General features: G+C 50.7%; 22 protein-coding genes and 1 riboswitch. Of the genes, 3 read left to right on the top strand and 19 right to left on the bottom strand.

Annotated elements, in window-relative coordinates; translation table 11 throughout:
* Positions 1-418 precede the first annotated feature (418 nt).
* The 3 genes from FD07_RS06385 to FD07_RS06375 all read right to left on the bottom strand — a co-directional run bounded on the left by FD07_RS06385 (position 419) and on the right by FD07_RS06375 (position 2,201).
* Positions 419-670, bottom strand: coding sequence for a type II toxin-antitoxin system Phd/YefM family antitoxin (locus FD07_RS06385; protein WP_020089309.1), 252 nt, complete (start codon positions 668-670; stop codon positions 419-421).
* Positions 671-795: 125 nt separating this feature from the next.
* Positions 796-1,119 (bottom strand): MazG nucleotide pyrophosphohydrolase domain-containing protein, encoded by a 324-nt coding sequence (locus FD07_RS06380; protein WP_020089308.1) that lies wholly within the window; start codon positions 1,117-1,119, stop codon positions 796-798.
* A gap of 233 nt (positions 1,120-1,352) precedes the next feature.
* A complete protein-coding gene (locus FD07_RS06375; RefSeq protein WP_020089307.1) occupies positions 1,353-2,201 on the bottom strand; it encodes a class I SAM-dependent methyltransferase in 849 nt (282 codons plus the stop codon).
* 277 nt (positions 2,202-2,478) lie between these two features.
* On the opposite strand from FD07_RS06375, the gene FD07_RS06370 reads away from it, so the two are divergent.
* Positions 2,479-2,994, top strand: a complete 516-nt coding sequence (locus tag FD07_RS06370; protein WP_020089306.1) for a VanZ family protein — start codon at positions 2,479-2,481, stop codon at positions 2,992-2,994.
* 288 nt (positions 2,995-3,282) lie between these two features.
* Here the strand turns inward: FD07_RS06370 and FD07_RS06365 are convergent, their stop codons facing one another.
* From FD07_RS06365 to FD07_RS06335, 7 genes are all read right to left on the bottom strand, one after another.
* On the bottom strand, positions 3,283-3,561 hold the full coding sequence (locus FD07_RS06365) for an AbrB/MazE/SpoVT family DNA-binding domain-containing protein (protein ID WP_020089305.1): 279 nt from the start codon (positions 3,559-3,561) through the stop codon (positions 3,283-3,285).
* An 83-nt stretch (positions 3,562-3,644) separates the two neighbouring features.
* The gene (locus FD07_RS06360) at positions 3,645-4,085 is read right to left on the bottom strand and encodes a GtrA family protein (protein WP_020089304.1); all 441 of its coding nucleotides are present in this window, start codon (positions 4,083-4,085) and stop codon (positions 3,645-3,647) included.
* 286 nt (positions 4,086-4,371) lie between these two features.
* Positions 4,372-4,899, bottom strand: a complete 528-nt coding sequence (locus tag FD07_RS06355; RefSeq protein WP_033388803.1) for a folate family ECF transporter S component — start codon at positions 4,897-4,899, stop codon at positions 4,372-4,374.
* A 39-nt stretch (positions 4,900-4,938) separates the two neighbouring features.
* A riboswitch (THF riboswitch) is annotated at positions 4,939-5,036 on the bottom strand.
* A gap of 50 nt (positions 5,037-5,086) precedes the next feature.
* Positions 5,087-5,953, bottom strand: a complete 867-nt coding sequence (locus tag FD07_RS06350; RefSeq protein WP_020089302.1) for a DegV family protein — start codon at positions 5,951-5,953, stop codon at positions 5,087-5,089.
* Positions 5,954-6,136: 183 nt separating this feature from the next.
* Positions 6,137-7,384 (bottom strand): MFS transporter, encoded by a 1,248-nt coding sequence (locus FD07_RS06345; protein WP_020089301.1) that lies wholly within the window; start codon positions 7,382-7,384, stop codon positions 6,137-6,139.
* Positions 7,371-8,681 (bottom strand): alkaline phosphatase family protein, encoded by a 1,311-nt coding sequence (locus FD07_RS06340; protein ID WP_020089300.1) that lies wholly within the window; start codon positions 8,679-8,681, stop codon positions 7,371-7,373. The genes FD07_RS06345 and FD07_RS06340 overlap by 14 nt, the downstream gene beginning before the upstream one ends.
* Positions 8,682-8,704: 23 nt before the next feature.
* Positions 8,705-9,136, bottom strand: a complete 432-nt coding sequence (locus FD07_RS06335) for a MarR family winged helix-turn-helix transcriptional regulator (protein WP_020089299.1) — start codon at positions 9,134-9,136, stop codon at positions 8,705-8,707.
* A gap of 318 nt (positions 9,137-9,454) precedes the next feature.
* Here FD07_RS06335 and FD07_RS06330 point away from each other — a divergent pair, with 318 nt between their 5' ends.
* A complete protein-coding gene (locus tag FD07_RS06330; RefSeq protein ID WP_020089298.1) occupies positions 9,455-11,164 on the top strand; it encodes an NFACT RNA binding domain-containing protein in 1,710 nt (569 codons plus the stop codon).
* Positions 11,165-11,277: 113 nt separating this feature from the next.
* On the opposite strand, the gene FD07_RS06325 is transcribed toward FD07_RS06330, so the two are convergent.
* The 8 genes from FD07_RS06325 to FD07_RS06290 form a co-directional block, all read right to left on the bottom strand.
* Positions 11,278-13,851, bottom strand: coding sequence for a carbamoyl phosphate synthase preATP-grasp domain-containing protein (locus tag FD07_RS06325; RefSeq protein WP_020089297.1), 2,574 nt, complete (start codon positions 13,849-13,851; stop codon positions 11,278-11,280).
* 2 nt (positions 13,852-13,853) lie between these two features.
* Complete coding sequence (locus tag FD07_RS06320; protein WP_020089296.1) at positions 13,854-14,933, bottom strand: carbamoyl phosphate synthase small subunit; 1,080 nt, start codon at positions 14,931-14,933, stop codon at positions 13,854-13,856.
* 24 nt (positions 14,934-14,957) lie between these two features.
* Entirely contained in the window at positions 14,958-15,491 is a 534-nt protein-coding gene (gene pyrR, locus FD07_RS06315; RefSeq protein WP_020089295.1) for a bifunctional pyr operon transcriptional regulator/uracil phosphoribosyltransferase PyrR, read from the bottom strand.
* 132 nt (positions 15,492-15,623) lie between these two features.
* A complete protein-coding gene (locus FD07_RS06310; protein WP_020089294.1) occupies positions 15,624-16,547 on the bottom strand; it encodes an RluA family pseudouridine synthase in 924 nt (307 codons plus the stop codon).
* Entirely contained in the window at positions 16,547-17,011 is a 465-nt protein-coding gene (gene lspA, locus FD07_RS06305) for a signal peptidase II (RefSeq protein WP_020089293.1), read from the bottom strand. The genes FD07_RS06310 and lspA overlap by 1 nt, the downstream gene beginning before the upstream one ends.
* Before the next feature lie 550 nt (positions 17,012-17,561).
* Positions 17,562-18,332: a hypothetical protein gene (locus FD07_RS06300; RefSeq protein ID WP_020089292.1), complete on the bottom strand. Its 771-nt coding sequence runs from the start codon at positions 18,330-18,332 to the stop codon at positions 17,562-17,564.
* 145 nt (positions 18,333-18,477) lie between these two features.
* Positions 18,478-20,133 carry a formate--tetrahydrofolate ligase gene (locus tag FD07_RS06295; RefSeq protein ID WP_020089291.1) on the bottom strand — a complete coding sequence of 552 codons (1,656 nt, stop codon included), beginning with the start codon at positions 20,131-20,133 and terminating at the stop codon, positions 18,478-18,480.
* Positions 20,130-20,546 (bottom strand): EbsA family protein, encoded by a 417-nt coding sequence (locus tag FD07_RS06290; RefSeq protein ID WP_020089290.1) that lies wholly within the window; start codon positions 20,544-20,546, stop codon positions 20,130-20,132. The genes FD07_RS06295 and FD07_RS06290 overlap by 4 nt, the downstream gene beginning before the upstream one ends.
* Before the next feature lie 38 nt (positions 20,547-20,584).
* Here FD07_RS06290 and FD07_RS06285 point away from each other — a divergent pair, with 38 nt between their 5' ends.
* Complete coding sequence (locus FD07_RS06285; RefSeq protein ID WP_020089289.1) at positions 20,585-20,992, top strand: ribonuclease HI family protein; 408 nt, start codon at positions 20,585-20,587, stop codon at positions 20,990-20,992.
* On the opposite strand, the gene FD07_RS06280 is transcribed toward FD07_RS06285, so the two are convergent.
* Positions 20,968-22,092, bottom strand: coding sequence for an NAD(P)/FAD-dependent oxidoreductase (locus tag FD07_RS06280; protein ID WP_020089288.1), 1,125 nt, complete (start codon positions 22,090-22,092; stop codon positions 20,968-20,970). The genes FD07_RS06285 and FD07_RS06280 overlap by 25 nt on opposite strands.
* Positions 22,093-22,244: the final 152 nt, after the last annotated feature.

Here is a 22,244-nt window from a genome sequence, read left to right as displayed (position 1 = left end):
GTACTGCAAAGGATCCGCATATAGTTATTTTGTTTGAATTTCGAGGCTTACCATCTTTGGGTAAATGACGATGGTCTCGTCATGCGGCAAGGCAACTGGCTAACGGTGGCCCTGTGGGTGGTCGGCATTGCTGGCTACCTTGTCGTCGACCGTCCGTGAACGGGTAGCTCAACGTGCTCCACCTGGACGCCTCCGCTGCTGCTTCAGCGAAGTTGCGTCTGGCTACTCGCTCGGCGCCAATACTCAGCAGGGACGCGGGCCAACGCAACCTTACAAGCCGAGAATCGTTATGATTGTCACGAACGCCAGCGAGCACTTCGCAACAAATAAAGCTAAATTTTGCAAAACAAAGGAGCTGTGACGGACGTCATGGCTCCTTTGTTTTCGTTAGTCGTATTTTAACTCATCCAACAGTTACTCATTGTATCAAATTATGCTGAATCGTTTGGCCCTGATGTGCCTGATTCAAAGATTCCTGTAACCAGCCACGATTAGCTGAATTTTCCAGTACATATTGATTTTCGCGCATATTGTGATAAGTCTCTGCTGACATGAGAACCGCATTTCGATGATTCTTACGTGCGATGGTTAAAGGTTCAAGATTTTCTGTCACCTGATCCAGATAGTGCTTCGGGTTCTTACAAAAATTACGATAGGTGATAACTTTCATACTCGTGTACGCCTCTCCTCGTCGTTGAGCTACCCAGTCTATCTCTAGCAGTCTCATTATGCGGCCATGTCTGCAATAAAACAACTATTCTCTACGACCATCCTTCAGACGTAACAGATAATGTTTTACTTTTCATTCTTAAATCGTGCCGTCAGCTTCTTCTCGCTCGCCTCAAGCAGGTCCTGTGCGTCAATATCGTAAAGGCTACTGAGCACTAGAACCAAGTCCAGCGTATCCGCCAGTTCTTCCTTCAAATTCGCCCGTTTCTCAGCAGACGTTGCGGCTTTTTCACCGGGATGGTCGCGGCCAATTTCGTTCGCACGAACTGCTCGTGAGACCTCACCCACTTCCTCCGTGAGAATCGCCACGTGAACAAAGGGGGAATACTGATACCAATTGCGATGTGTATAGAAATCGACAAGCCACTGTTGATGATCATTGATTGTCAAATTGTCTGTCTCCTTTAGTTTAAGAATTTGCTAATTATATTGGTTGCCACGCAATTAATCATTAAAACTTGAGCCCTAGTCAAATGGAAACATAATGCCATTTTTCTTCAAATATCTAAAGTAAGGCATTATGATTCCTTTTCCCTGTTAAAATGTCCATTTCAATCCCGAAACCAACTACTCTCCAGTCTCACCCAATCGTTTCAACTCCACCGTCAGTAACGCTCATTCCATTATCCGCAAGCTGGCTTCTTCGCCACCAACGCAAACGTCAGTGGAATCTTCGGCGCATCAGCCGGCAGTTCAAACCAACCGTCGCGTTGTACCAAATTTGGTAGCGCTGGCCACTCCGTTCGTGGATACTCACCTAGAAATTCAATGGTCAATCCCGCTGTCAGGAGGGCTGTGGTGATTTCTTGAAAATCATGATTCCAATTGTGATTTGTCGTATGTTGCACGCGATGAGTTGAGTGGTCGGTATATGAGCCATCCTGTTCGTAGGTCAACGTGCCGTCGTTGAAGTAATCGGCGTGAACGACCATCGACTCGAAATCTAAGGCATTTAGAAAAGGATGATCATCACGAATCATAAATGTGCCGCCAGCCTTCAGCAACGCCGCAATCGACTGGGCCCAGTCCGTCAGATTCGGCAACCATGTAATCGTCCCCATACTGGTGTCCACGACGTCAAACTTTCGTTGAATCCGCTGACTGGCAAAGCGGGCATCGCCCTGCACGTATGTAATTTCCGCCCGCGCTCGTTGTGCAATCTCTCTGGCATACGTCAGCGATTGTGATGAAAAATCCAAACCCGTGACGTGGGTAGCGCCGAGACGTTGCCAGGACAGCGTATCCGTTCCAATGTGACACTGCAGATGAAGCAGGTCGCAGCCCTTAATCGTGTTGTCAGGTAGCCATTTCCGCAGAACGGCATAGTCATGCTGAACGGTCACCGTCGTTTCGTCTGGGGTTGCCACCAAGTGATCGACATCGTAAAAGTCCGAGATCATGTGGACCTTAGCACGGTCGTTCCAATTGGCTTGATTGTCTCGCAACTCACTTTGATAATCTGACTGATCCATACCTGCCACCTCCTCAATTAATTTGTAGTTATCATACCACGCAGACAGAGTGCCAGCGACACCCGTCGTCCACTTTCTCAGTCGAAATCTCCCACGCCGTACACCGAAGCCGCGAAAGAATGTGCTGTTTCCTTGCCCAAAAACTTATGAATTTACTAAAGGGCCAAAGAAACCTTAAAAACCCTGGTATTTTTCCCACAGACACGTCATTCTGCGGTAGTCTAGGAACATGTTGAACGACACGTATAAATGGTTAGCATCTTTCGGAGGTGATTCGATGCGCTGGGAACCCCTATTAATTATCTTACTCATGACCTGCTTGAGCGGCCTGCTCATCGTCACAACCACACACAAACATCGATGGTTCGCCCTGCTGACTTTAGCCTACTTAACTGGCTTAGCAGCAATCCTATTTACCCCGATTTCTTTCTCTGGCACTGGCGTCTACATTATGCCCGTTGGCTTCGGCCGCGTGAACTTAACGAACCTAGATGCCTTTAATCTCGGCTTTGCGGAAAACATTCTTCTGACCCTGCCACTGGGTCTCCTACTAAAATGGCTCGTCCCGAAGCTTTCCATCTGGGGGGTTGGGGTACTGGGTCTCTTCACCGGTAGCAGCATCGAAACCATTCAGTATATTCTCTCACAACACTGGCTGATCAACCGGAGTAGTGATATCAACGATGTCCTCGCCAATGCCATCGGTATCGTGATTGGTGGCGTCCTGGTTGCCATCTATTACCGCGTTCGCGTTGGCCATCGCAACCGACAACGGCAGCGTGCAGTTGCCTAATGTGAAAGTTAAAGCCAAGTCCAATTCGGTTAATACCGAATCAGGGCTTGGCTTTTTGCTTAGCAAATGGTGTCCCTACTTACTACTAATGTAATTTTCGAAAAATCTGTCTCATCTTTTTTAGGAAAAATGGAAGAATCGTTTTAACGACATAATTATAAATTTGTTAGACTTTTACGTTGAGCATCTAATTCATCAATCAATTATCCCTACGGATTATCTAGACCGCAATAAGGACTAATCTTGTCGTCAAATGCATAGTTTGCCACAACTAGCTTAAAATACAAACTACTCTTCGTGCATCCATTCATCAAAATTCGGTGACTTTGTCGCATCATAATTGCCCGCCGCATCGAAATCAACGTGTTCAACTGGAATTCCAGCAATTAAGGCTTGCCAATCAAGAGCAGACAGGAGCTTTTCAAGGCACAATTTTCCTTCGGCATTCAGTGTGGCCTGCAAGTGATCGCCACTCGAAAGTCCCATCTTTTCTCTAAACGTAGCCGGTATAACTACTCGACCTTCACTAGACATTTTTATAATTTTAGCATCACTATTGGAATTCATAATAGGTCTCCTATTCTTTCAATCATTATTATCAATAATTCTAAAAAATCACGCCATCCATTCAGACAGCGTGATCTACTCATTTATTCATTCATTGACGATGAGGTTGCCTTGGTCTTGCGAAAGACGAACCATTTGCTGAAGAAGTAGTTTGCCAAGACAACAATAACTTGGTCAACCAACTTAGTCAGCATTTCATTTTGCGATAATAAGGATACCCCAATCCACATGATACCTTCATCCATAATCAGCGTGGCCGCTCTGACGGAGAAGAATGTAATGATCTCGCGCCACAGGGCTTCAAACGTGGTGAAATGGGAATGGAAGACCCATACCCGGTTCGTCACGTACGCAAATAGTACGGAAACAAACCACGCCATCGCCGTTGCGATTTGGTAGTTCCAGCCCCACATTGTCGCCGTCACGAAGAAGACGACCAGGTTAACTAGTGTGGTGAGCCCTCCGAAAAATAGGTACGCAATGACGCTCTTATACTTGTCATAGAGTTGCAGTAATTGCTTCATAAATATCCTCCCCGAAATGGCACCTCGTCAATCCTTGTTATAACTGAAAAAGCAACGGGAAACAAGGCAAATCCCCGATTCAATAGAAAAAGTTAAAGGTTCACGTACTTGACCATACATTCTCTAGGGACCAGTTTGGCTGTGGTGTGGGTTTAGCAAGTGAAATTGGTGTGGTGTTTTTTTTGAATAGACTAAGTTAAAGTAATTTATTTAATCTTGCCTATCTCGCCCCATACCAACTAAAAACACCATCCCAGTTTCTCAACCGAAATGGTGTCCGTTTTCTCTAAAGGTTTAAACGTTTTTGAATTAAGTTAACGATATGACTCTTGAATAGCGCATAGAGCAACACGACTTGAATCGGGGTCATAATCACCTGTTTTAAGAGCCGCACGGGGAATAGTCCCCAGAATGGGGTCTTATACATGATAGCCACCCACAACGTGTTCAGCAGCGCGTTAACCACCACTGAGATGATAACCTGTGCGATGATCAACCGCGGCCAGCTCACCGGCTTTCCATACAGGAACAGCGCATAAATCAGTGAACCCAATACCGCCGAGATCGTAAACCCGATAAAGAACGGGCCACCCGACATCAACGTACCAATCACATCGACCACTGCCGCCGTCATCATCCCCCACCAGGGGCCAAATAACCGGGCGACCAGTGCCGCGACCAGAAACGTGAAGCTAAACTTCAAGAATGCTGGTCCCACCGAAAAACTCTTGATCACCAATTGTAACGCCATCAATAGGCCCATCGTGACCAAACTCAACGTGCTCAGCTTAGGTAGCCGAGTCTCTACAGTCATCTTCAATTCAGACATCTCCTAAGGGAGTTGCCACATCGCTGCGGCCAATGCGGAAATAAAATCGCGGGCCAATTGCCCTTCGTCCGGTGTTCACATTGCGTTCCACCAGCACTTGACGCTTTATTTCCTACTCCGTAAATTTAATTACAGCGAATAGCTTACCATAACCGCATAGAAGATGCACGCTTTAAGCGCGATCGAAATCTTTTAACCAAGCTAAGGCCAAAGCCTTTTCCCCTAAGTGGGTCCCGATGACCGGTCCAAAGTACGACCGTTCCACCGGAATCTCGGGGTATTGCGTGGCAATCTTGTTAGCCCAAGCCTGCCCACCCTCGGGATCGTTAGCATCTAAAACTAACGCTCGGAGTGGATAGTCGACCTTGGACTGCGCCTCGACGAAGAGGTCCTCCACGCGGGCTAACGCCTTCTTACGCGACCGAACCTTTTCGAAGGCGACAATCTCGTGGGTCTCGTCGTCAAAGGTCAATAATGGCTTGATCCGTAGGACACTTCCGATGAACCCAGATGCGTTGGACAACCGTCCACCACGCACCAAGTTCTGCAGGTCATCAACCACGAAGTATTCGCCAATTGTTGACCGCAAGTCGTCGAGTCGGGCGATGATCTCGTCTGGCTCGGCACCCTTTGCGGCCATGCGTGACGCTTCAATCGCTAAGTAACCCATTAATTTAACGGTAATTTGTGAATCATATGGAATGACCTTGATGTTTTCAATCGTTGGTGCCAACGCCTTTAACTGGTTGACGAACCCAGAAATTGTGCTGGCCAAATGAATGCTGATAACCGCATCGTACCCCTCGTCAGCCAACTGATCATATAAGTTGATCATTTCACCTAATGGCGGTTGGGACGTGCTGGGGAAGGACTTGGAATTTCGTAATCGCTCGTAAAATTCGCTCGTGGTAATATCAACATCTTCATCATAGGAGCGACCATCAATGATCACCGGAATAGGTACGACGTGAATGTGATACCGCTCGACCTCTTCTGCGGACAAATAGCTGGTACTATCGGTGACCACAGCAATCTTCATGTTTGTACACCTACTTTATCTTTCGTTTAGGACTCATTTCCCCCACAATTAAACCGCACCATTAATCACTACTCAGTGAGCAGGATCAACTGGTACGGCCAGCAGAATAACAAAAAAACAGAAGTCCACTGGGGGTCAAAATTAAGTTTCAAAAACTAGAATACCATAATTTTGACGAGACGACTAGGATTTACCCGTCGCCGACCGTGGAATTGTGAGAAAAATTATCAGACCAATTACAAACAAGATCGACAGCGATGCCGCCCCAATACGGGATTGTCCCGTCATTTGGGTAATGACCCCAACCAAAATGGGGCCCAGCACTGCCGAAAACTTTCCCAAAATGTTATAGAAACCAAAGAACTCACTCGACCGCTCCTTAGGGACCAACCGACCGAAGTAGGACCGAGATAGGGCTTGAATCCCCCCTTGACTCGTCCCAACCAGCACGGCTAGAATCCAAAAGTCCGTAGTCGATTTTAGATTCAAGGCATCCACACAGATTACCAGGTAAACCATAATCGCAATGAGAATCCCCGTCCGCGTACTCGTCTTACCGGCTAGCCACCCGTAGAAGATGGAAAACGGAAAAGCCACCAGTTGGACGACCAGCAGTACCATGATCAACGTGGTACTGTTAATGCCAATGTCTAAGCCGATGGAGGTCGCCATGGTAAAGATGGTATCGACCCCATCGATATAACAGAAGTAAGCAATCAGGAACCAAGCTAAGTATTTATGTTGCCGCAGATGAATAATGGTCTGCCAGACGCGATGCCAGCTCTGCTTCAGTGGCGCTGACGCGACGTCTAAGGCGTGACGTTGGTGCACGTTACGCTGGAACGGGATGAAGAAGACGATCCACCACACGGCCGCTAAGGCGAACCCCCAGCGCGCAACAGCCAGACTCGACAGCTGACCAAAGCCATTGGTGAACTCGAGAACCATAAACAGGAGAAAGGCAATCACGCCCCCTAAATAGCCAAAGCCGTAACCCACGCTGGACAACCGGTCCATTTGCCGATCATCACTGACATCAGTCAAAAAGCTATCATAGAAAAGATTACCACCCGAATACCCTAAAATCGACAGAATATAGATCAACAGCAACCACTGCCACTGCGAGGACGGCAACAGGGCTAACCCCAATGTCATCACCATCCCCAGACTGGCAAATCCAGTCATCAGACGCTTCTTGAATCCCCGGTAGTCGGCCAACGCTCCCAGGAAGGGCGCCAAGATGGCCACGAGTAGCGTTCCAAAACTATTGGCATAACCCCAGTAGGCCGTGGCATTCGCCGCCGCAACCCCACTGCTCTCGGCAACACCCTTAAAGTAGATTGGCAGGACTGCCGTGGTCACGATGATGCCGTAACCAGAGTTGGCCCAGTCGTAGAAAACCCAACTCCACTGCTCCTTATTTAACGTCATCGTGGCCCTCCTTAAAGGCCGCGGTCAAAGCTTGGCCCGGTAATTTTTCAGGGAACTGCACATTCAGGAGTTTCGCAAAGGTTGGCGCCTCAGCGATCAGCCGTGCCTCATCAATGATTTGGTTAGGTTTAATCGCCGGTCCGTTCAGTACCAGCGTGGTAAAATAATCCGGCTTATCCGGATCATACCCGTGAACTCCGTGATAGCGGTCCGGTTGCCCGAGACTCTCTGGGTCAACCGCCTCCACCACATCAGGACGACCGGTCTCATCCGTAAAGTAATATCCAGCATCCGCCTCTACCATGAACCGGCAGTGCGGGTCGGCACCGCGTTTAGCTGCCGTGCGACCATCGATCACCCGGGCAACCCCGGGAGTCTCTTCGAGCACTTGTTGCAGGTGCTTGCTATCCGCAAAGTTGCGGGTATACACGTAAGTACTCCCATCGCAGGACTTGGCCCACACGTGCCAGTCGTTCTTAACCGTCCCGTTGGCTGTAGGCGTCAACCACCCACGTTTAGCAAAAGCCTGATTCAAGTGAATCATGTGATCCACGTTGATCTGGTAGTGATCGCCTAGAATGGCAAAGTTCGTAGCCGAGAAGGTTCCCGCCGCAATCGTCGCATCAATCAACTTGCCGACTCGAGCATCTAGACGTTTCAGAGCCGCCATCGCCTCTTCCGACCGAACCCCGTAACGATGGCGCATGCTATCCATATCGACCAGGTGAATCAGGGTCAACGTCGGCTTCTTATGGACCAGTGTGTCAATTGCACAGGCCGTGATAAAGTCATCCAGCTCTGGTTGTTGAATTCCCCGCCGCAAGTGACCGTAACGCTGATTCATCCGCAGCAGAAAGGCCGGACTGCTAGCCTTTAACGAAACGAGCACTTGATTCGTCCAGATTCGGTTGGGAAAGATCTCTGCTAGGTTATAAGTAATTTTACTTCCAGCCGTAACGGGCCACAAGAAAGCCGCGGTTTTCTCGTGCTTTTGTCGTACAAGATCATACAGCGTTGGCACCTTCACATCACGTTGATACCAGTACCAATCTGGTGACTGCCGTTGCGGCTGCATTTTGGTATTATTCACGATACCGTGAACCGCCGGGTACTGCCCGGTAATGATCGTGGTATGTGAGGGATAAGTCAATGTCGGATAAATGCCCCGCACCTTTCTAACTCGGGTTCCCGTGACCACCAGGCGCCGCAGGTTGGGCAACTCTTCTAAGTGTTCATCCAAGTCTCGACTCCCCATTGCATCTAAAGAAATCACAACTAATCTTTGCTGAATAATCATTCACTCCTTATGCTCAAACGTCCTCAAGGTTCCTTGACGGTACGTTGCCGGTCCATACTCTTATCGAGCCGGTTTAATAATATTTGTAATAAATTGCGTTCATCGGTTGACCAATGTTCAAAAACATCATCGGATAAGGTCTCAAACGCCGTATTGATTGTGGCGGCCGTTTCTGTACCGTTATCCGTTATTGTATATACCAACTGTCGTTTGTCTCGCCCAATGGCTTTCTTGGTGACCATGTCTTTGGCAACCAAGCCCTTCAGTTGACGACTCAAAGTCGAGGTATCCAACTTCGTTTGTTGGGCAAGAATTTCTTGGGTATTTTCACCGCCGCCAATGTGGTCGAGTAACTGCCACTCGGAAACGGTCAGGTGATGCTGCTTGGTCATCCGCTGCAGCAGCGTTTGCTGCACCTTATTGATGGCCATTAACGCGGCTAGACTGGATTTCATTTTGCCCTCACTCCTTTGCTTGTATTGTACAACGATTTGCTTGCTAACCACAAGTCAATTTGATGACGATTTTATCTTAATATTATTGGGATTATAAGGGATCTTCTTTGCACTTAATCCACCGGCCAGTTATACTTAAAGTTGCGTCATTTTTAGGAATCCATCTGTGACCGAACGCTTATCAGCTTCAACTTAGCTCACGAATAATCCTTCGCCATTATCCGGATTCTTATTCATCCGTGAGCCCGCACAGACAGCTCCCCCACCATCACAAATCTCTTTTAAAAATAAAATTTTCACTAGAAAGGTGTTGTTTCCATGTCATTTGACGGATCCTTTACCCACGCAATGGTTCAGGAACTCAGCCAAAATCTGACGACCGGCCGCGTTAGTAAGATTAACCAACCTTACGATAACGAAGTCGTCCTGACGATTCGCACCAACGGCCATAATTATCCGATCCTTCTTTCGGCTAATCCAACCTACGCGCGGATCCAAGTGACGCAGATTCCTTACGTCAACCCACCCATTCCCACCAACTTCACGATGATTCTCCGGAAATACCTGCAGGGAGCCATCGTCAAAGGCATCACCCAGGCCGCTAACGACCGGGTCGTTCACCTCCACTTTACGTCGCGTAACGAATTAGGGGATCAGCAGGAACTGCTCCTGATCATCGAAATCATGGCCCGGCACAGTAACGTCATTCTCGTCGACAGTGCCAGTGGTAAGATCCTAGACGCTATCAAGCACGTCGGCTCCGATCAGAACCGTTACCGGTTACTGCTCCCGGGTGCACAATACATCACCCCACCGAAGCAGGACCTCGACAACCCCTTCGATGGTCCCCGGGCCGATCTCGCCCAAACCTTACGCGACTTCCCCAACGAAGAGGTTCTCGCTCAAACCTTGCAACATCAATACCAGGGACTGGGCAAGGATACGGTCGCCGCACTGTCAACGGTTCTACACGAACCCGGCGACGCTGACCAACATTTCCGTGACTTCTTCGCTCGTTTCGACGCGCCACAACCCACGCTGACCATTTCGCCAAAGGGCAAGACCAGCTTTACCGCCTTTCCTTATCCGACGGCTGGCACGCAACACACCTCTGAAAGCCTGTCCGCGCTACTGGATGCCTATTATCAGGACAAGGCCGAACGGGACCGTGTTCAGCAACAAGGGAGCGTCTTGATTCGGGTCGTTCGTAATGAACTTAAGAAGAACCGCAACAAGCTCAAAAAATTACAGCGAACGCTAGCCGAGACAGAGAACGCCGATGACTACCGCATCAAGGGTGAAATCCTCACGACTTATCTCAACCAAGTTGACCGTGGTCAAACCGAAGTTTCCCTACCCAACTTTTACGATGAGAATAATCCACTGAAGATCAAGCTCAGCAATCAACTCTCTCCAAACCAAAATGCGCAAAAGTACTTCAAACGGTATCAAAAGGCTAAAAATGCGGTGATCTACGTTAACGAACAGCTTAAAATTACCCAGGCCGATGTGGACTACTTCTCTAACATCATGGCCCAGATCGAACTGGCCGCACCTAAGGACCTCGTCGACATTCGCTTGGAGCTCCAACAAGGTGGCTACCTCCGCGACCACGATCACCAAAAGAAGAACAAGAAGCAAAAACGGCAAAAGGTCAGCAAGCCAGATCGGTTCACTGCCAGCGATGGCACCAAGATCTCTGTTGGGAAGAACAACCTGCAAAATGATCAACTCAGCCTGCACACGGCTAAGCGAACCGACATCTGGTTGCACGTAAAGGATATGCCGGGGTCTCACGTCATCATTCACGACGATGACCCTAGTGAGGCAACCATCATGGAAGCCGCTAATCTAGCTGCTTACTTCTCCAAGGGGCGGGCCTCCAGCAACGTTCCCGTGGACTACCTGCCAGTCAAGCGTCTGCATAAGCCTAACGGTGCCAAACCCGGTTACGTGATCTTTACCGGCCAACGGACCGTTTACGTCACGCCTGAAAGTGACTTAGTCGAAAAGCTAGCAGATAATTAGCTTAATTGTACGATACAAATAATTTCCAAATAAAAAGTACGCCATCAATTAACGTTGATGGCGTACTTTTTGCTAGTTACAATTTCTTTTTTATTCCCGAAGAATACCGGCTGTTAAATCGTCCGGTTAATAATCTTATCGAGCTGTTCGGTATCGCTCAAATTACTCAGAGTTAAGGCCTCACTCGACCCAAAGGCAATTGTGGCCCCCATTTCCTGATCGGTCGTTCCCGGCCGGTTCAAGACGTGGAGCTGCTGGAATGGGAAGACGGCGTTCATTAAGGCGACACGCTTACTATTCAGGTCAATCTTAATGGCGGCCAGTTCCTTCTCGTCCAGCGTTCCGATGTGTTGTCGGGTGAGCATTCGTACCCAGTTGACGCCGGTGACTTTACTCAGAAAGGCCATCTCCGTCAAACGCGTCGGTCGGATGCCAACGACCGTCAGTTGTTGACTGTCCTTGCTCTTCGGTGCAAATAACACTTGCACCATCCCCGTCAGCTGATGCTCGCTAACGGCTTCCTTAGCTTGTTCGACCAACTTCAGTCGATCAGCTTTGGCCCGTTCAGCGGGCATCCGAAAGGCGGTGACTTGGGCGATATCCTGATTCATCCCCGGGGCAATCATGTCCATGACCCCCACCGCAATCTTGTGTTGCTTGTGGACGAACAGACTCACACTGATGGTCGCTGTCTTCGGTTGTGACTTACTACTCTCCTGATCTGGGGGCAGCACATGCAGATTCAAGTTCAGCTTACCCAGCTCACGTGTCAGGTAATGCCGATTTCCTGGAACAATGACGATGTCGGGGTGCTCGACCTTGATCACGTTGAGCACGTCACCCAGTTGAATGGGATCGACGTACTGCTTATCCGTGAATTCAGGGGCAATCCCGATGGCATTTGGATTGGTATTCATCAGGATCGTGTGATACCCCGCTCGCTTCAGCTGCTTGAGCATTTCAGTTGTGAAATACTCCGCTGCGGAGTTGGGACCGAGCTGATTACCACCACGTCCCAGTACCAATGCCGTCCGGTCGCCTAATGGTTTGCTTTCGTTCTCATACTCAAAGGTACTGTAGTAGCCACTAGCATGCTCGTCAAACTCCCCAGCGGTAGGCTCAATCATCTTGTAGGTCGGCTTGATATCCGCCTCGGCAGACAATCGCCGAATGGTTGCCGTATCCGTCTGCCAGATGCGGGCAATCATCCCATCCCCAAACCCGTAGTAGCGGGCATCCTTGAGTGTGTCCACGTCCAGGGGATTTTCCTTGATTTGTTTCTCGATTTTCAATAAATGTTGGAGCTTAACGAAGTAGAAGACATCGATCTTGGTCAGTTCACTCAGTTCATCGGGGGTGTACCCGCGCCGAAGTGCTTCAATCAGCACCAGAATCCGGTTAGCCAACGGATGAATCAATTGACTGATCATTTCCCCGTCGGTTAGGTTGCTGACGCTGGGTAGCACATCTCGAGGCGAGAACTGCGAACTCCGCACGGACTTTAACATAGCCTCTTCGACAGACCGGCCCACACCAACCGTGGACCCAACCGCCTTCATGACGGTATCCAAGTGTTGATCGGCATCGGGTACCTCCTGGAAGGGCCAGATTGGGATGCGCACGCTGACATGGTCGATGGTCGGCTCCATGATAGCGGTCTGCTTAACAAAGCGGCTCGGCAATTTGATGTCGACGAGTCGTTGACCGATCAGCAGAGCGCCGGTGACCAGCGCCAGTGGATAACCGGTCGTCCGCGCGGCCAAGGCCACCCCTCGCGTAAAGTACGGGGCAATCTTAGTCACGTAGAAATGCTGATTATTTGGATTCAACGCAAAGTGAATGTGGATGACTCCCACAATTCCCAGTTCGGTTGCAATCCGAAAGGTGGCGTCCCGCAGGTCTTGGTACTCCCGGTCATTCAACGTTTGTGGTGGCGTCACCACAATCGAGTCTCCCGAGTGAATCCCAACGGTGTCGATATTTTCCAACCCTGCGATCAGGATCTTGGTATCGGCCACATCGCGAACCGCAACCATTTCAATTTCCTTGTAACCAACGACACTGCGTTCCAGCGTACATTGGTCAAATCGTGACTGAGCGAACCCCTGATTCAGGGCGTCCAGCATGTCATCGACATTTTCACAGATTGTGCGGTTGGTATCCAAGCGTGGTGCCACCGGCTTTACAATCAGTGGAAAACCAATCGACTCAACCAACCCCAGAGCCTCGTCTTCTGTAGACACGACCTGTGCCTCGATGACTGGCTCGTGAATCTCCTTGAGCGTGGCGTTTAAGGCGGCTGGATTGTTAATCTGCCGTAGAGTCGCAGCGGGCATCCCTAAAATAGTGACGCCAAAACGACCAATATCACCATTTTCAATGAGCTCCTGAGTGATTCGAATACCCAGCAGGCCACCCAGCGTCGGTAAGATGGCATCCGGCTGGTCACGTTCAATGATGTGTCGCACGTTAGCGGTCGTCACCGCCTGGACGTACATGTTGGTTGGCTGAATTTCTTCCAGCGCCACGGAGAATGGATTGTTATCGATCACCAGCGTCCGGACGCCGTGTTTCTTGAAGCCCGTAATGATCTGGACGGTGGCACTGTCGAGCTCGGTCTCATGACCAATTTCCGTCGGACCACTCCCAATGATCAAAACTTTTTGTAAGTCATCCAAGTTCTGCAAACTTATCCCTCCCGCCGTGCTGTCATGGCTTCCATGAATTCATCAAACAGGTCCCGACTCTCATGAGGTCCCGGTGCACCATCCGCGAAGAACTGCACGGAGAATGCTGGGTAGTCACGGTGTCGCAGTCCCTGAACGGTGCCGTTGATCAGGTCCACGTAGGTGGTGATCAGCCGGTCACGGTCAATCGTCTTGGCGGTGACGGCGTATCCCTGACCCTGCGTGGCATAAATAATATCGTTCGTAATGATCCGGCGAATGGGATGGCTACTGCCGTGATACTCCACGGGCAGTGCCTCTAATTTCGCCCCATTAGCCAGCGCAAAGAGCTCGTGGCCCAAGCCAATAGCGAATAACGGAATCTCCGCTTGAACGGCTCTAATCATCTCTAAGACCCCTTCACCGAGGTCTAAGGGTGAACCAGGCCCCGTCGACAGGAGCACCCCATCCGGATCCAAGTTCAGCACGTCTTGAGCACTCGCTGTCCATGGTAGAACCGTGACGTTGCACCGGCGCTCGGACAACTGCCGTAAAATCCCGTGTTTCAGCCCAAAGTCGATCACGACCACGTTCTTACCGGTATCCGGGTTGGGATACGGTTTGGGCGTGGCGACCTGATCGACCTGGCGATTCGTCAGCACCGTGGCGTTGAGCTGATCAAAGGCGTGGGCGTCCGCAACGTCCACGATACTCCCCTTGACCGGCCCATCCATTTTGCGGAGCTTACGAATCAGGTGGCGGGTATCGATGCCACTGATCCCCGGAATGTTGTGTTGTTGTAAAAATTCATCAAGCGACAGCCGGGACAGGCGGTTGGTCGAGATGTTCGTGACATCGCGGACCACCATCCCCTTAGCCGTGGGCAGAATCGACTCGTAACTATCGTGGTTGATCCCCACGTTACCAATGGCTGGCTGCGCAAAAATGATGATTTGGTTGTGATAAATCTGATCGGTGATTGTTTCCTGATAGCCTAAGAGATTCAAGTTGGAAATGACTTCGCCACTCGTTGTCGCGCCGGCACCAAATCCTTCACCGGCGTAGGCCGAGCCGTCTTCTAAAATCAAATAGCGTTTTTCCATGCTAAATCGGCCCCTTCGTCAAGTCTATGCCTGTTGGATTTCCACGGCGTCGCGGTCGTCAATCTCACTGACGGAGACCTTGATCCGTTCGCGCTGAGAGCTAGGAATATTTTTGCCCACAAAGTCGGCCCGAATTGGCAGCTCCCGGTGTCCACGATCGACCAAGACGGCCAGGTTAATAGACTTCGGCCGGCCAAGATCCATGACGGCACTCATTGCGGCCCGAATGGTGCGACCCGTGTACAGAACGTCATCGACCAGAATTACTTTTTTGCCGGCGACTGAAAAGTTGATGTTCGCTGCAGATACCGTAGGATCGGTCGCAGCGTCGTGTTCGATATCGTCGCGATACGACGTAATGTCGAGGTCGCCGACTGGTACCGTCACGTTCTCCAGTTGTTGTAAGCGGCTGGCAATTCGTCGTGCTAAATACACGCCACGCGTCTTGATGCCTAGAATAACGAGGTCATCGACACCCTTGTTTCTTTCAATAATTTCATATGTGATTCGGGTCAGGGCCCGTTGCATTGCCATTGCGTCCACAACTACCTTTGCCATCTTAAATTCCTCCTTAAAGTTTCACGCGTTCATGTGCAGGAAACGGGCAGATCTCTTCGGCAAAATGGTGAAGAAACCCGCCCGCCTAGCTACCGGCAAACCCGCTTATCTCGTACATTTAGTTTAAAAAGCTTAGATTACTTTGTCAACCGGTAAACCGGCCTCGTGCCGTAGCTTATTGACGACCGCCATAAAGTGCGGCGGAACGGGCGCAGTGAAGTCTAACTGCTCACCCGTTGTCGGGTGGACGAACCCTAATTCGCGAGCGTGCAGGAACTGACCTTCACCCTTTAGCGTCTTCTTAGGGCCATACAACGGATCACCCGCAACCGGATGGTTAATGTACGCCATGTGCACGCGGATCTGATGGGTCCGACCGGTCTCCAAGCGACAGGAAACCAGCGTGTAGTTGCCGTAGCGTTCCAATACGCGGAAATGAGTCACGGCAGGGCGACCATCGGCCACGACGGCCTGCTTCTTACGGTCCTTAGGCGCCCGACCAAGTGGCGCGCGAATTACGCCCTCTTCTTCCTTGAAGTTACCGTGCACGATTGCCACGTACTCTCGGAGGTTGGTCTTGGCCTGCAGTTGCGCAGAGAGGCTCTGATGGGCGTGGTCGTTCTTGGCCACCATCAGTAAGCCCGATGTATCCTTATCAATGCGATGCACAATCCCCGGCCGCAACGTCCCATTGATGCTAGACAAGGGGCTATGATACAGGAGTGCGTTGACCAACGTGTGATTAGGATGCCCCGGTGCGGGATGAACGACCATCCCCTGCGGCTTGTTCACGACGATGACATCATCGTCTTCGTAAACGATATCCAGCGGAATGTTTTCCGGAGTGACATCGAGTGGCTGTGGGGCGGGCAATTCAATGTGAATTGTAGCCCCCACGGCCGGTTTATCCTTTGGCTTGGCCGGTTGGCCGTCTACCGTGATCTGTCCCGCTTCAATGGCGCCTTTGGCCTGTGAGCGAGAAATTGTGGTTACCGTTTCGGCAACGAGCTTATCCAGCCGCGCCGTCTCCGTTACCGTAAATTCATGTGTTTGCATTAATGTGCCTCCCGACGATCGGCGAGAAAGACCCCGATCGCAATAAATATCACACCGACCGTTAAACAACTGTCGGCAAAGTTAAAGATTGGAAAATTAATAAAGTCGAGTTGGAACATGTCGACGACGTAACCCTGTGTGAGCCGGTCGATGAAGTTCCCAATGGTTCCGGCCATCATTAGGGCGAGCCCCAATTCTTCCGGCCAGTGTTCACCACGATTGCGGTACTGCCAGAAGAAGTAGCCCATGACGCCCAACGCCACGATGGCGATGACGGCAAAGAACCACATTTGGCCCTGTAAGATACTCCAGGCGGCCCCATCGTTGCGCAAGTGGGTCAACGATACCAGCCCGGGGATGAAGCTCTGTTCGCCACCGAGGGGGATGTTGGCCACCACGGCGTATTTGATCCACTGGTCGAGCCCAACCAGCAGAATAATTAAGATGGTATCAGCAATCAGCATAACTTCTGGAGCACCTTTCCTATAAGTCGTTGTTGAAAATTATACCAGAAAAAGCCGGGCTCTGACGGTTTGGGCAAAATAAAAATTGGAGAACCATTTCATGGGGGTTATGGATTCAGGGGCAACAGAATTCTTGTTGGGGTGTGATGACGAGTGAACACGTGCCGAGTTTGGCGTTTAGCCGGAGTTTTGCCGATCGATCATCTCCGCAATGAATTGCGAATTAAAACAAATATTACAGCTATTTTGAAAAATTATGAGACTAAAATTGTGAAAATTACATTAGTAGTAAATGGAGAGTGTAAAAAAAGCGATGATTGTTCATCGCCTTAATCGTGTCATGTTCTTCTAACTATTTGGCTGCGTTTTTCCTCTGAGCTTATCCGAGACAGCTCAAACGGCATCTTTTTATTGGCGACAATCTGTTCACCGAATGACGTTAGTGCCGACTGAGAGACAATTCTAAGTATTCAGCTCAGCTGATTCAAGTTAAAAGCGGATCTAAAAAAAGCAGTCACCACCACTGATGACCGCCTCTCGGAAAAACTGACTATTGTTGAATGAGATAAATAATACCTTCTCCTGGGTCAATGCCTTCCAGCGCATCATCTAGCCCCGTGACACTACCACCAACGGACCACCCTTTGAAGTTCTTCCTGGTTGCCGCATCGTATCCCTGAGCAGTCAGGGCTTGGTCAATCGACTTCATACTAGCCGGATTTTTGCTGTAAAAATCGATATACTTCATCCTCTTGAATGACACGTATCTGGAAATCACCTGACTCATGCCTTCTTGGCTACGCAGTTCGTTAACGTCAGCGGAATCATCAATCGTTTCAAAGGAGTTTGCCGCATCCGTCAATTTTGAATTGTATGTAGACTTAGGAAACATGGTCCGAATCATAGTTTTACTATCGACAGTCACATCATCTGTGACCTGTGTCTTCGTCGTTTTGCCATTTCTAGCCTTCAGGTAACCACGCCAGATCCACCCCTGCAAGGATCCATCTGCGCTCTTCACGTGATAGTAAATGGCATTGTGTCCCGCGTACTTCTTATACAACATTTCATGGGCATCCGTGTACCACGTCACCTTCGCCGTCGTCTTATTGTTGCCATAACGGATGCTGAGGTGTTTCGAGAACCGTGAACCGGTCGTTGCCGTGTAAGCATGCCGTTTCATGGCCTTCCGCCAAACTAACCGTACCGAACTGGCACGCGAAGCCGAATACTGGCTACTTGCAGAAGCCGTCATACTGACAACACTTGAAAGGCCAATGCCAACACCGATAATCGTCATGATTTGAATCACTTTTTTCATACTAAATTCCTCCCACTATTGGCTAGTTTAGCACTGACGCACCGACTGTCAAAGTTCACATTAATTGCGCGACGATATAAAAAAACGGCCAACTCCGGTAGGTTGACCGTTCACAAAATAATTTTAATAATCGGATTCAGATAGTCTAGAACAGGCCCGTAATCTTCCCGTCAGCGTCAATATCCATATCCAACGCCGCTGGATGTTTAGGCAACCCCGGCATTGTCAAGACGTTTCCCGTCAAGGCAACCACGAAGCCGGCACCTAACCGTGGCGCGAACTCGCGGACGTGAATCGTAAAGTCCGTGGGCGCCCCGAGCTGGTGGGCATCATCAGTCAGTGAATACTGTGTCTTGGCCATGCAGACGGGCAGTTTGTCCCAACCATGCTTGGCAAAGGTCTTCAGTTGACGAGTCGCCTTGGTCGATAGTTCAACCTTAGCCCCACCGTAGATTTTCTGCGTAATGGCCGTCATCTGGGTGACCAGATCGGCATGTTCTGGCGTTAAACGGGTAAAGTGACTGGGCTGCTGCGTTGCCGCAACGACCTTGTCAGCCAGGTCCATAGCCCCGGCACCACCATCGGCCCACACCGTCGTCGTTGCAACGGGCACGTTCAGCGCTTCGATGTTGGCCGTCAGTGCAGCAATTTCGGCATCGGTATCGCTGGTGAAGCGATTGATGGCCACGACCACCGGCACGCCGTACTGTTGCATGCTGGCGATGTGCCGTTTCAGGTTGGCGCTTCCCGTCTGGAGAGCCGCCACGTTTTCCGTTTCCAAGTCAGCACGCTTGACACCACCGTTGTACTTCAGCGCCCGAACGGTAGCCACAATGACCACGGCATCCGGTGTCTTGCCGAGCACCGGTGTCTTAATATCCATGAACTTCTCACCACCGAGGTCGGCCCCGAAGCCGGCTTCAGTCACGGCGTAGTCGCCGAGTTGCAACGCGGTCTGCGTCGCCAAGACGGAGTTACACCCGTGGGCGATGTTAGCAAATGGCCCCCCATGAATAATGGCTGGGTTGTGTTCCAACGTCTGGACCAGGTTAGGCTTGATGGCATCCTTCAGTAACAGGGTAATTGCCCCGCCAACCTTCAGATCACCGACCGTGACCGGCTCCTTGTCCTCGTTGTAACCGATCAGAATACGGTTGACCCGGCGCTTTAAGTCGCTGAGGTCTTCACTCAAGCACAAGACCGCCATCAGTTCACTGGCAACCGTGATGTCAAAGCCATCCTGGCGTGGTACCCCAGACGTGCGACCACCGAGACCGATGACCGTTTGCCGCAGCTCACGGTCATTGATATCCAGCACCCGTTTCCACACGATACGCCGCGGATCGAGCCGTAATTCGTTGCCTTGTTGAATATGATTGTCAATCAACGCCGCCAAGGTATCGTGAGCCTCGGTCAAGGCGTGGAAGTCCCCCGTAAAATGCAGGTTGATATCTTCCATGGGCACTACCTGAGCATAGCCCCCACCGGTCGCGCCACCTTTGAGTCCCATGACGGGGCCCATTGAGGGTTCCCGCAGCGCCAGCACGGTCTTGTGGCCCGCACGGTTCATGGCATCCCCCAGGCCGACGACAACGGTCGATTTTCCCTCCCCAGCCGGAGTTGGGTTGATCGACGTGACCAAAACGAGTTTCCCCGTTTGATGATCGCCGGCCAGTGGCAGGTTGATCTTAGCCTTAGTGTGACCGTAGGGTTCGATTTGATCGGGCGTTAACCCCACCTTTGCCGCAATTTTTTCGATAGGTTCTAACGGTGTTCCCTGTGAAATTTCAATGTCGCTCAATTGATTTCCTCCTTCACTGTTCCCGGCATGGCAGCTTGAATCAGCCCAGCCAATTCAATGGCCGAGTTACGGGGCAGTAAAAATTGATAGATTTTACCCTGGGCAACGATCCCCATCCGATAACGCGAAACGCGGACCGCGCTGACGTGCGCCAGTGGAATGACCAGATGGCGATGGTTCAAGACGGTGCTAACCGTCAAGACACCATTGGCCATGGTGATATTACGATAGTGAACCTCCACCCAACATAAAATAGCAAAGGCCACGAAGAAGCCGAGCGTCCACCAGTTAAAGTGGGTCACTTCCAGCCAGAAGATGGCCCCAACCATCAGGACCATCAGCGTCCAACTCCAATTAATAATGCTGCTAACGGGGTTGGGTTGATACAAAAATCGCCGTTCTTGGGTTATCATAATTTACAACACCTCACGAAAAAGATTGGAGTGATTCTGTGTTTTCTTTGTATACCGATGCCGCAACACAACCACAAAGCGGCCTGAGTGCTGGGGGCATTCTGATCATTCACGACCACGAACAGACCCAACTCAAGAGCCGCCTGTCTGCCACCAACAATCACGCTGCCGAGTTCGAGATCGCCCGATTGGGATTTCAACGACTGGCAGAGATTGCCGGGGACGCTTGCGCAACGACTACCGTCTTATTCTATACCGATAGCCAGATTGTTAGCGATAGTTTACAGAAACATTATGCAAAACATTACCAAAACCTTGTGGACGCACTCCTAGCCGCTCAGGCACCCTTTCAGTTGGTGCTGACGCAATGGGTCCCTGAGAAACAGAACCAGGGCGCACACACGTTGGCCAATCAGGCCCTTCACTCCGCGGAGGAGGCTAAATAAGTCGTCAGTGGCTTCTCGTACTGGCTCCAGTCCGGTGTCCCGCCATACAATGCGGAACCCGCTAGAAACTTCCCGATCTGAGGACCAGTCGTCAACCCTGATGAGCCTAAACCGGACGCCACCAGGAAGTCCTCGTGTTCCGGAACCAGCCCAAAGAATGGGGCGAAGTCGCTGGTGTAGGCCCGTGTACCGACCCGCACACCGGTGAGACTATCCGCCGTAACACTCTTGACCAGTCGCTGGGCACTGCCCAACAGGTCGGCCGTCACTTCCGAATTGACGCTGATATCGAACTTGCCATCGTCTTCATGGGTGGCCCCAACGATCAGCTTCCCGTGACCAAATGGTACAAAGTCCCGTTCACCTTCAGGCATCACGACGGGCATGTGTTCTTGTAAGGGATAGTCTTTCACGGCGAGCTCAATCAGTTGACCCTTCTGTGGTCGAACGTCGGCGTTCACTCCCAATGGGGCAATCAATTCCTTGAGCCAGGCCCCGACAGCCAGGATGACGCGATCAAATTGACGCGCCCCCAGTGACGTGATGACTTGTCCCTGTGCATTGAGCTTGACGCGTTCGTGACTGACTTTCAGGTTGCGTTTGCTGGCACTCGCTAGCAGGCCGTTAACCAAGGCAGCACCATCGACCCGTGCCCCCCCGGTAATGACAACACCGGGTTGCGGATTAGTCAATAATGGCACCTGGTCCTGTACCTCTTGCGCCGTTAACGTGGCAACATCCCCCATGGTTGCGGCGGTCTTACGCCGATCTTGGGCCAATGCAAACAGTGTTTCCAGGTCCGCTTCATCCTCACGCGTCACGATGGTCCCCGTCTGTTGATAGACGTCGGTACCCAGCTGCGCATCGTGGATCAATTCCGGATAGAGATCGGCACCGGCCTTGGCCAGGCGGTACCACTGCTGATTCCGGCGCTTAGAGAGCCACGGTGAAATGATCCCCGCTGCGGCCTTTGACGCCTGGCCCACATCGTCATCAAACAGCGTGACCTTGATCTTTTCACTACCTGGTAATTTACTCAAATAATAAGCCGCGGTGGCACCAACGATACCGCCACCGATGATGGCAATTCTCTTTTGCATGCAAATTGACCTCCTAATCAAGTCACTACTTCACTAATTTTCATTTTAGCATAACTTGCGCCAGATAACGCTTAGTTAATCTACGATTATTGGGTTGCGTTTGGGTGCTAACCAGTCGATGCTATCCTTTGATAGGCCGATTGGTGACTAAA

It is taken from the genome of Levilactobacillus parabrevis ATCC 53295, assembly GCF_001434055.1.
Taxonomy (GTDB): domain Bacteria; phylum Bacillota; class Bacilli; order Lactobacillales; family Lactobacillaceae; genus Levilactobacillus; species Levilactobacillus parabrevis.
This window is presented reverse-complemented; position numbering and strand designations above follow the sequence as displayed.

Bases quoted from the DNA above. Each gene is read 5' to 3' on its own strand.
- FD07_RS06340 (WP_020089300.1), bottom strand. From the start codon at position 8,681: ATGATTATTCAGCAAAGATTAGTTGTGATTTCTTTAGATGCAATGGGG.
- FD07_RS06300 (WP_020089292.1), bottom strand. From the start codon at position 18,332: ATGAAAAAAGTGATTCAAATCATGACGATTATCGGTGTTGGCATTGGC.
- FD07_RS06335 (WP_020089299.1), bottom strand. From the start codon at position 9,136: ATGAAATCCAGTCTAGCCGCGTTAATGGCCATCAATAAGGTGCAGCAA.
- FD07_RS06385 (WP_020089309.1), bottom strand. From the start codon at position 670: ATGAAAGTTATCACCTATCGTAATTTTTGTAAGAACCCGAAGCACTAT.
- FD07_RS06365 (WP_020089305.1), bottom strand. From the start codon at position 3,561: ATGAATTCCAATAGTGATGCTAAAATTATAAAAATGTCTAGTGAAGGT.
- FD07_RS06355 (WP_033388803.1), bottom strand. From the start codon at position 4,899: ATGACTGTAGAGACTCGGCTACCTAAGCTGAGCACGTTGAGTTTGGTC.
- lspA (WP_020089293.1), bottom strand. From the start codon at position 17,011: ATGCTGATTGCTGATACCATCTTAATTATTCTGCTGGTTGGGCTCGAC.
- FD07_RS06290 (WP_020089290.1), bottom strand. From the start codon at position 20,546: ATGATAACCCAAGAACGGCGATTTTTGTATCAACCCAACCCCGTTAGC.
- FD07_RS06375 (WP_020089307.1), bottom strand. From the start codon at position 2,201: ATGGATCAGTCAGATTATCAAAGTGAGTTGCGAGACAATCAAGCCAAT.
- FD07_RS06345 (WP_020089301.1), bottom strand. From the start codon at position 7,384: ATGACGTTAAATAAGGAGCAGTGGAGTTGGGTTTTCTACGACTGGGCC.
- FD07_RS06350 (WP_020089302.1), bottom strand. From the start codon at position 5,953: ATGAAGATTGCTGTGGTCACCGATAGTACCAGCTATTTGTCCGCAGAA.
- FD07_RS06280 (WP_020089288.1), bottom strand. From the start codon at position 22,092: ATGCAAAAGAGAATTGCCATCATCGGTGGCGGTATCGTTGGTGCCACC.
- FD07_RS06310 (WP_020089294.1), bottom strand. From the start codon at position 16,547: ATGCAAACACATGAATTTACGGTAACGGAGACGGCGCGGCTGGATAAG.
- FD07_RS06360 (WP_020089304.1), bottom strand. From the start codon at position 4,085: ATGAAGCAATTACTGCAACTCTATGACAAGTATAAGAGCGTCATTGCG.
- FD07_RS06330 (WP_020089298.1), top strand. From the start codon at position 9,455: ATGTCATTTGACGGATCCTTTACCCACGCAATGGTTCAGGAACTCAGC.
- FD07_RS06320 (WP_020089296.1), bottom strand. From the start codon at position 14,933: ATGGAAAAACGCTATTTGATTTTAGAAGACGGCTCGGCCTACGCCGGT.
- pyrR (WP_020089295.1), bottom strand. From the start codon at position 15,491: ATGGCAAAGGTAGTTGTGGACGCAATGGCAATGCAACGGGCCCTGACC.
- FD07_RS06370 (WP_020089306.1), top strand. From the start codon at position 2,479: ATGCGCTGGGAACCCCTATTAATTATCTTACTCATGACCTGCTTGAGC.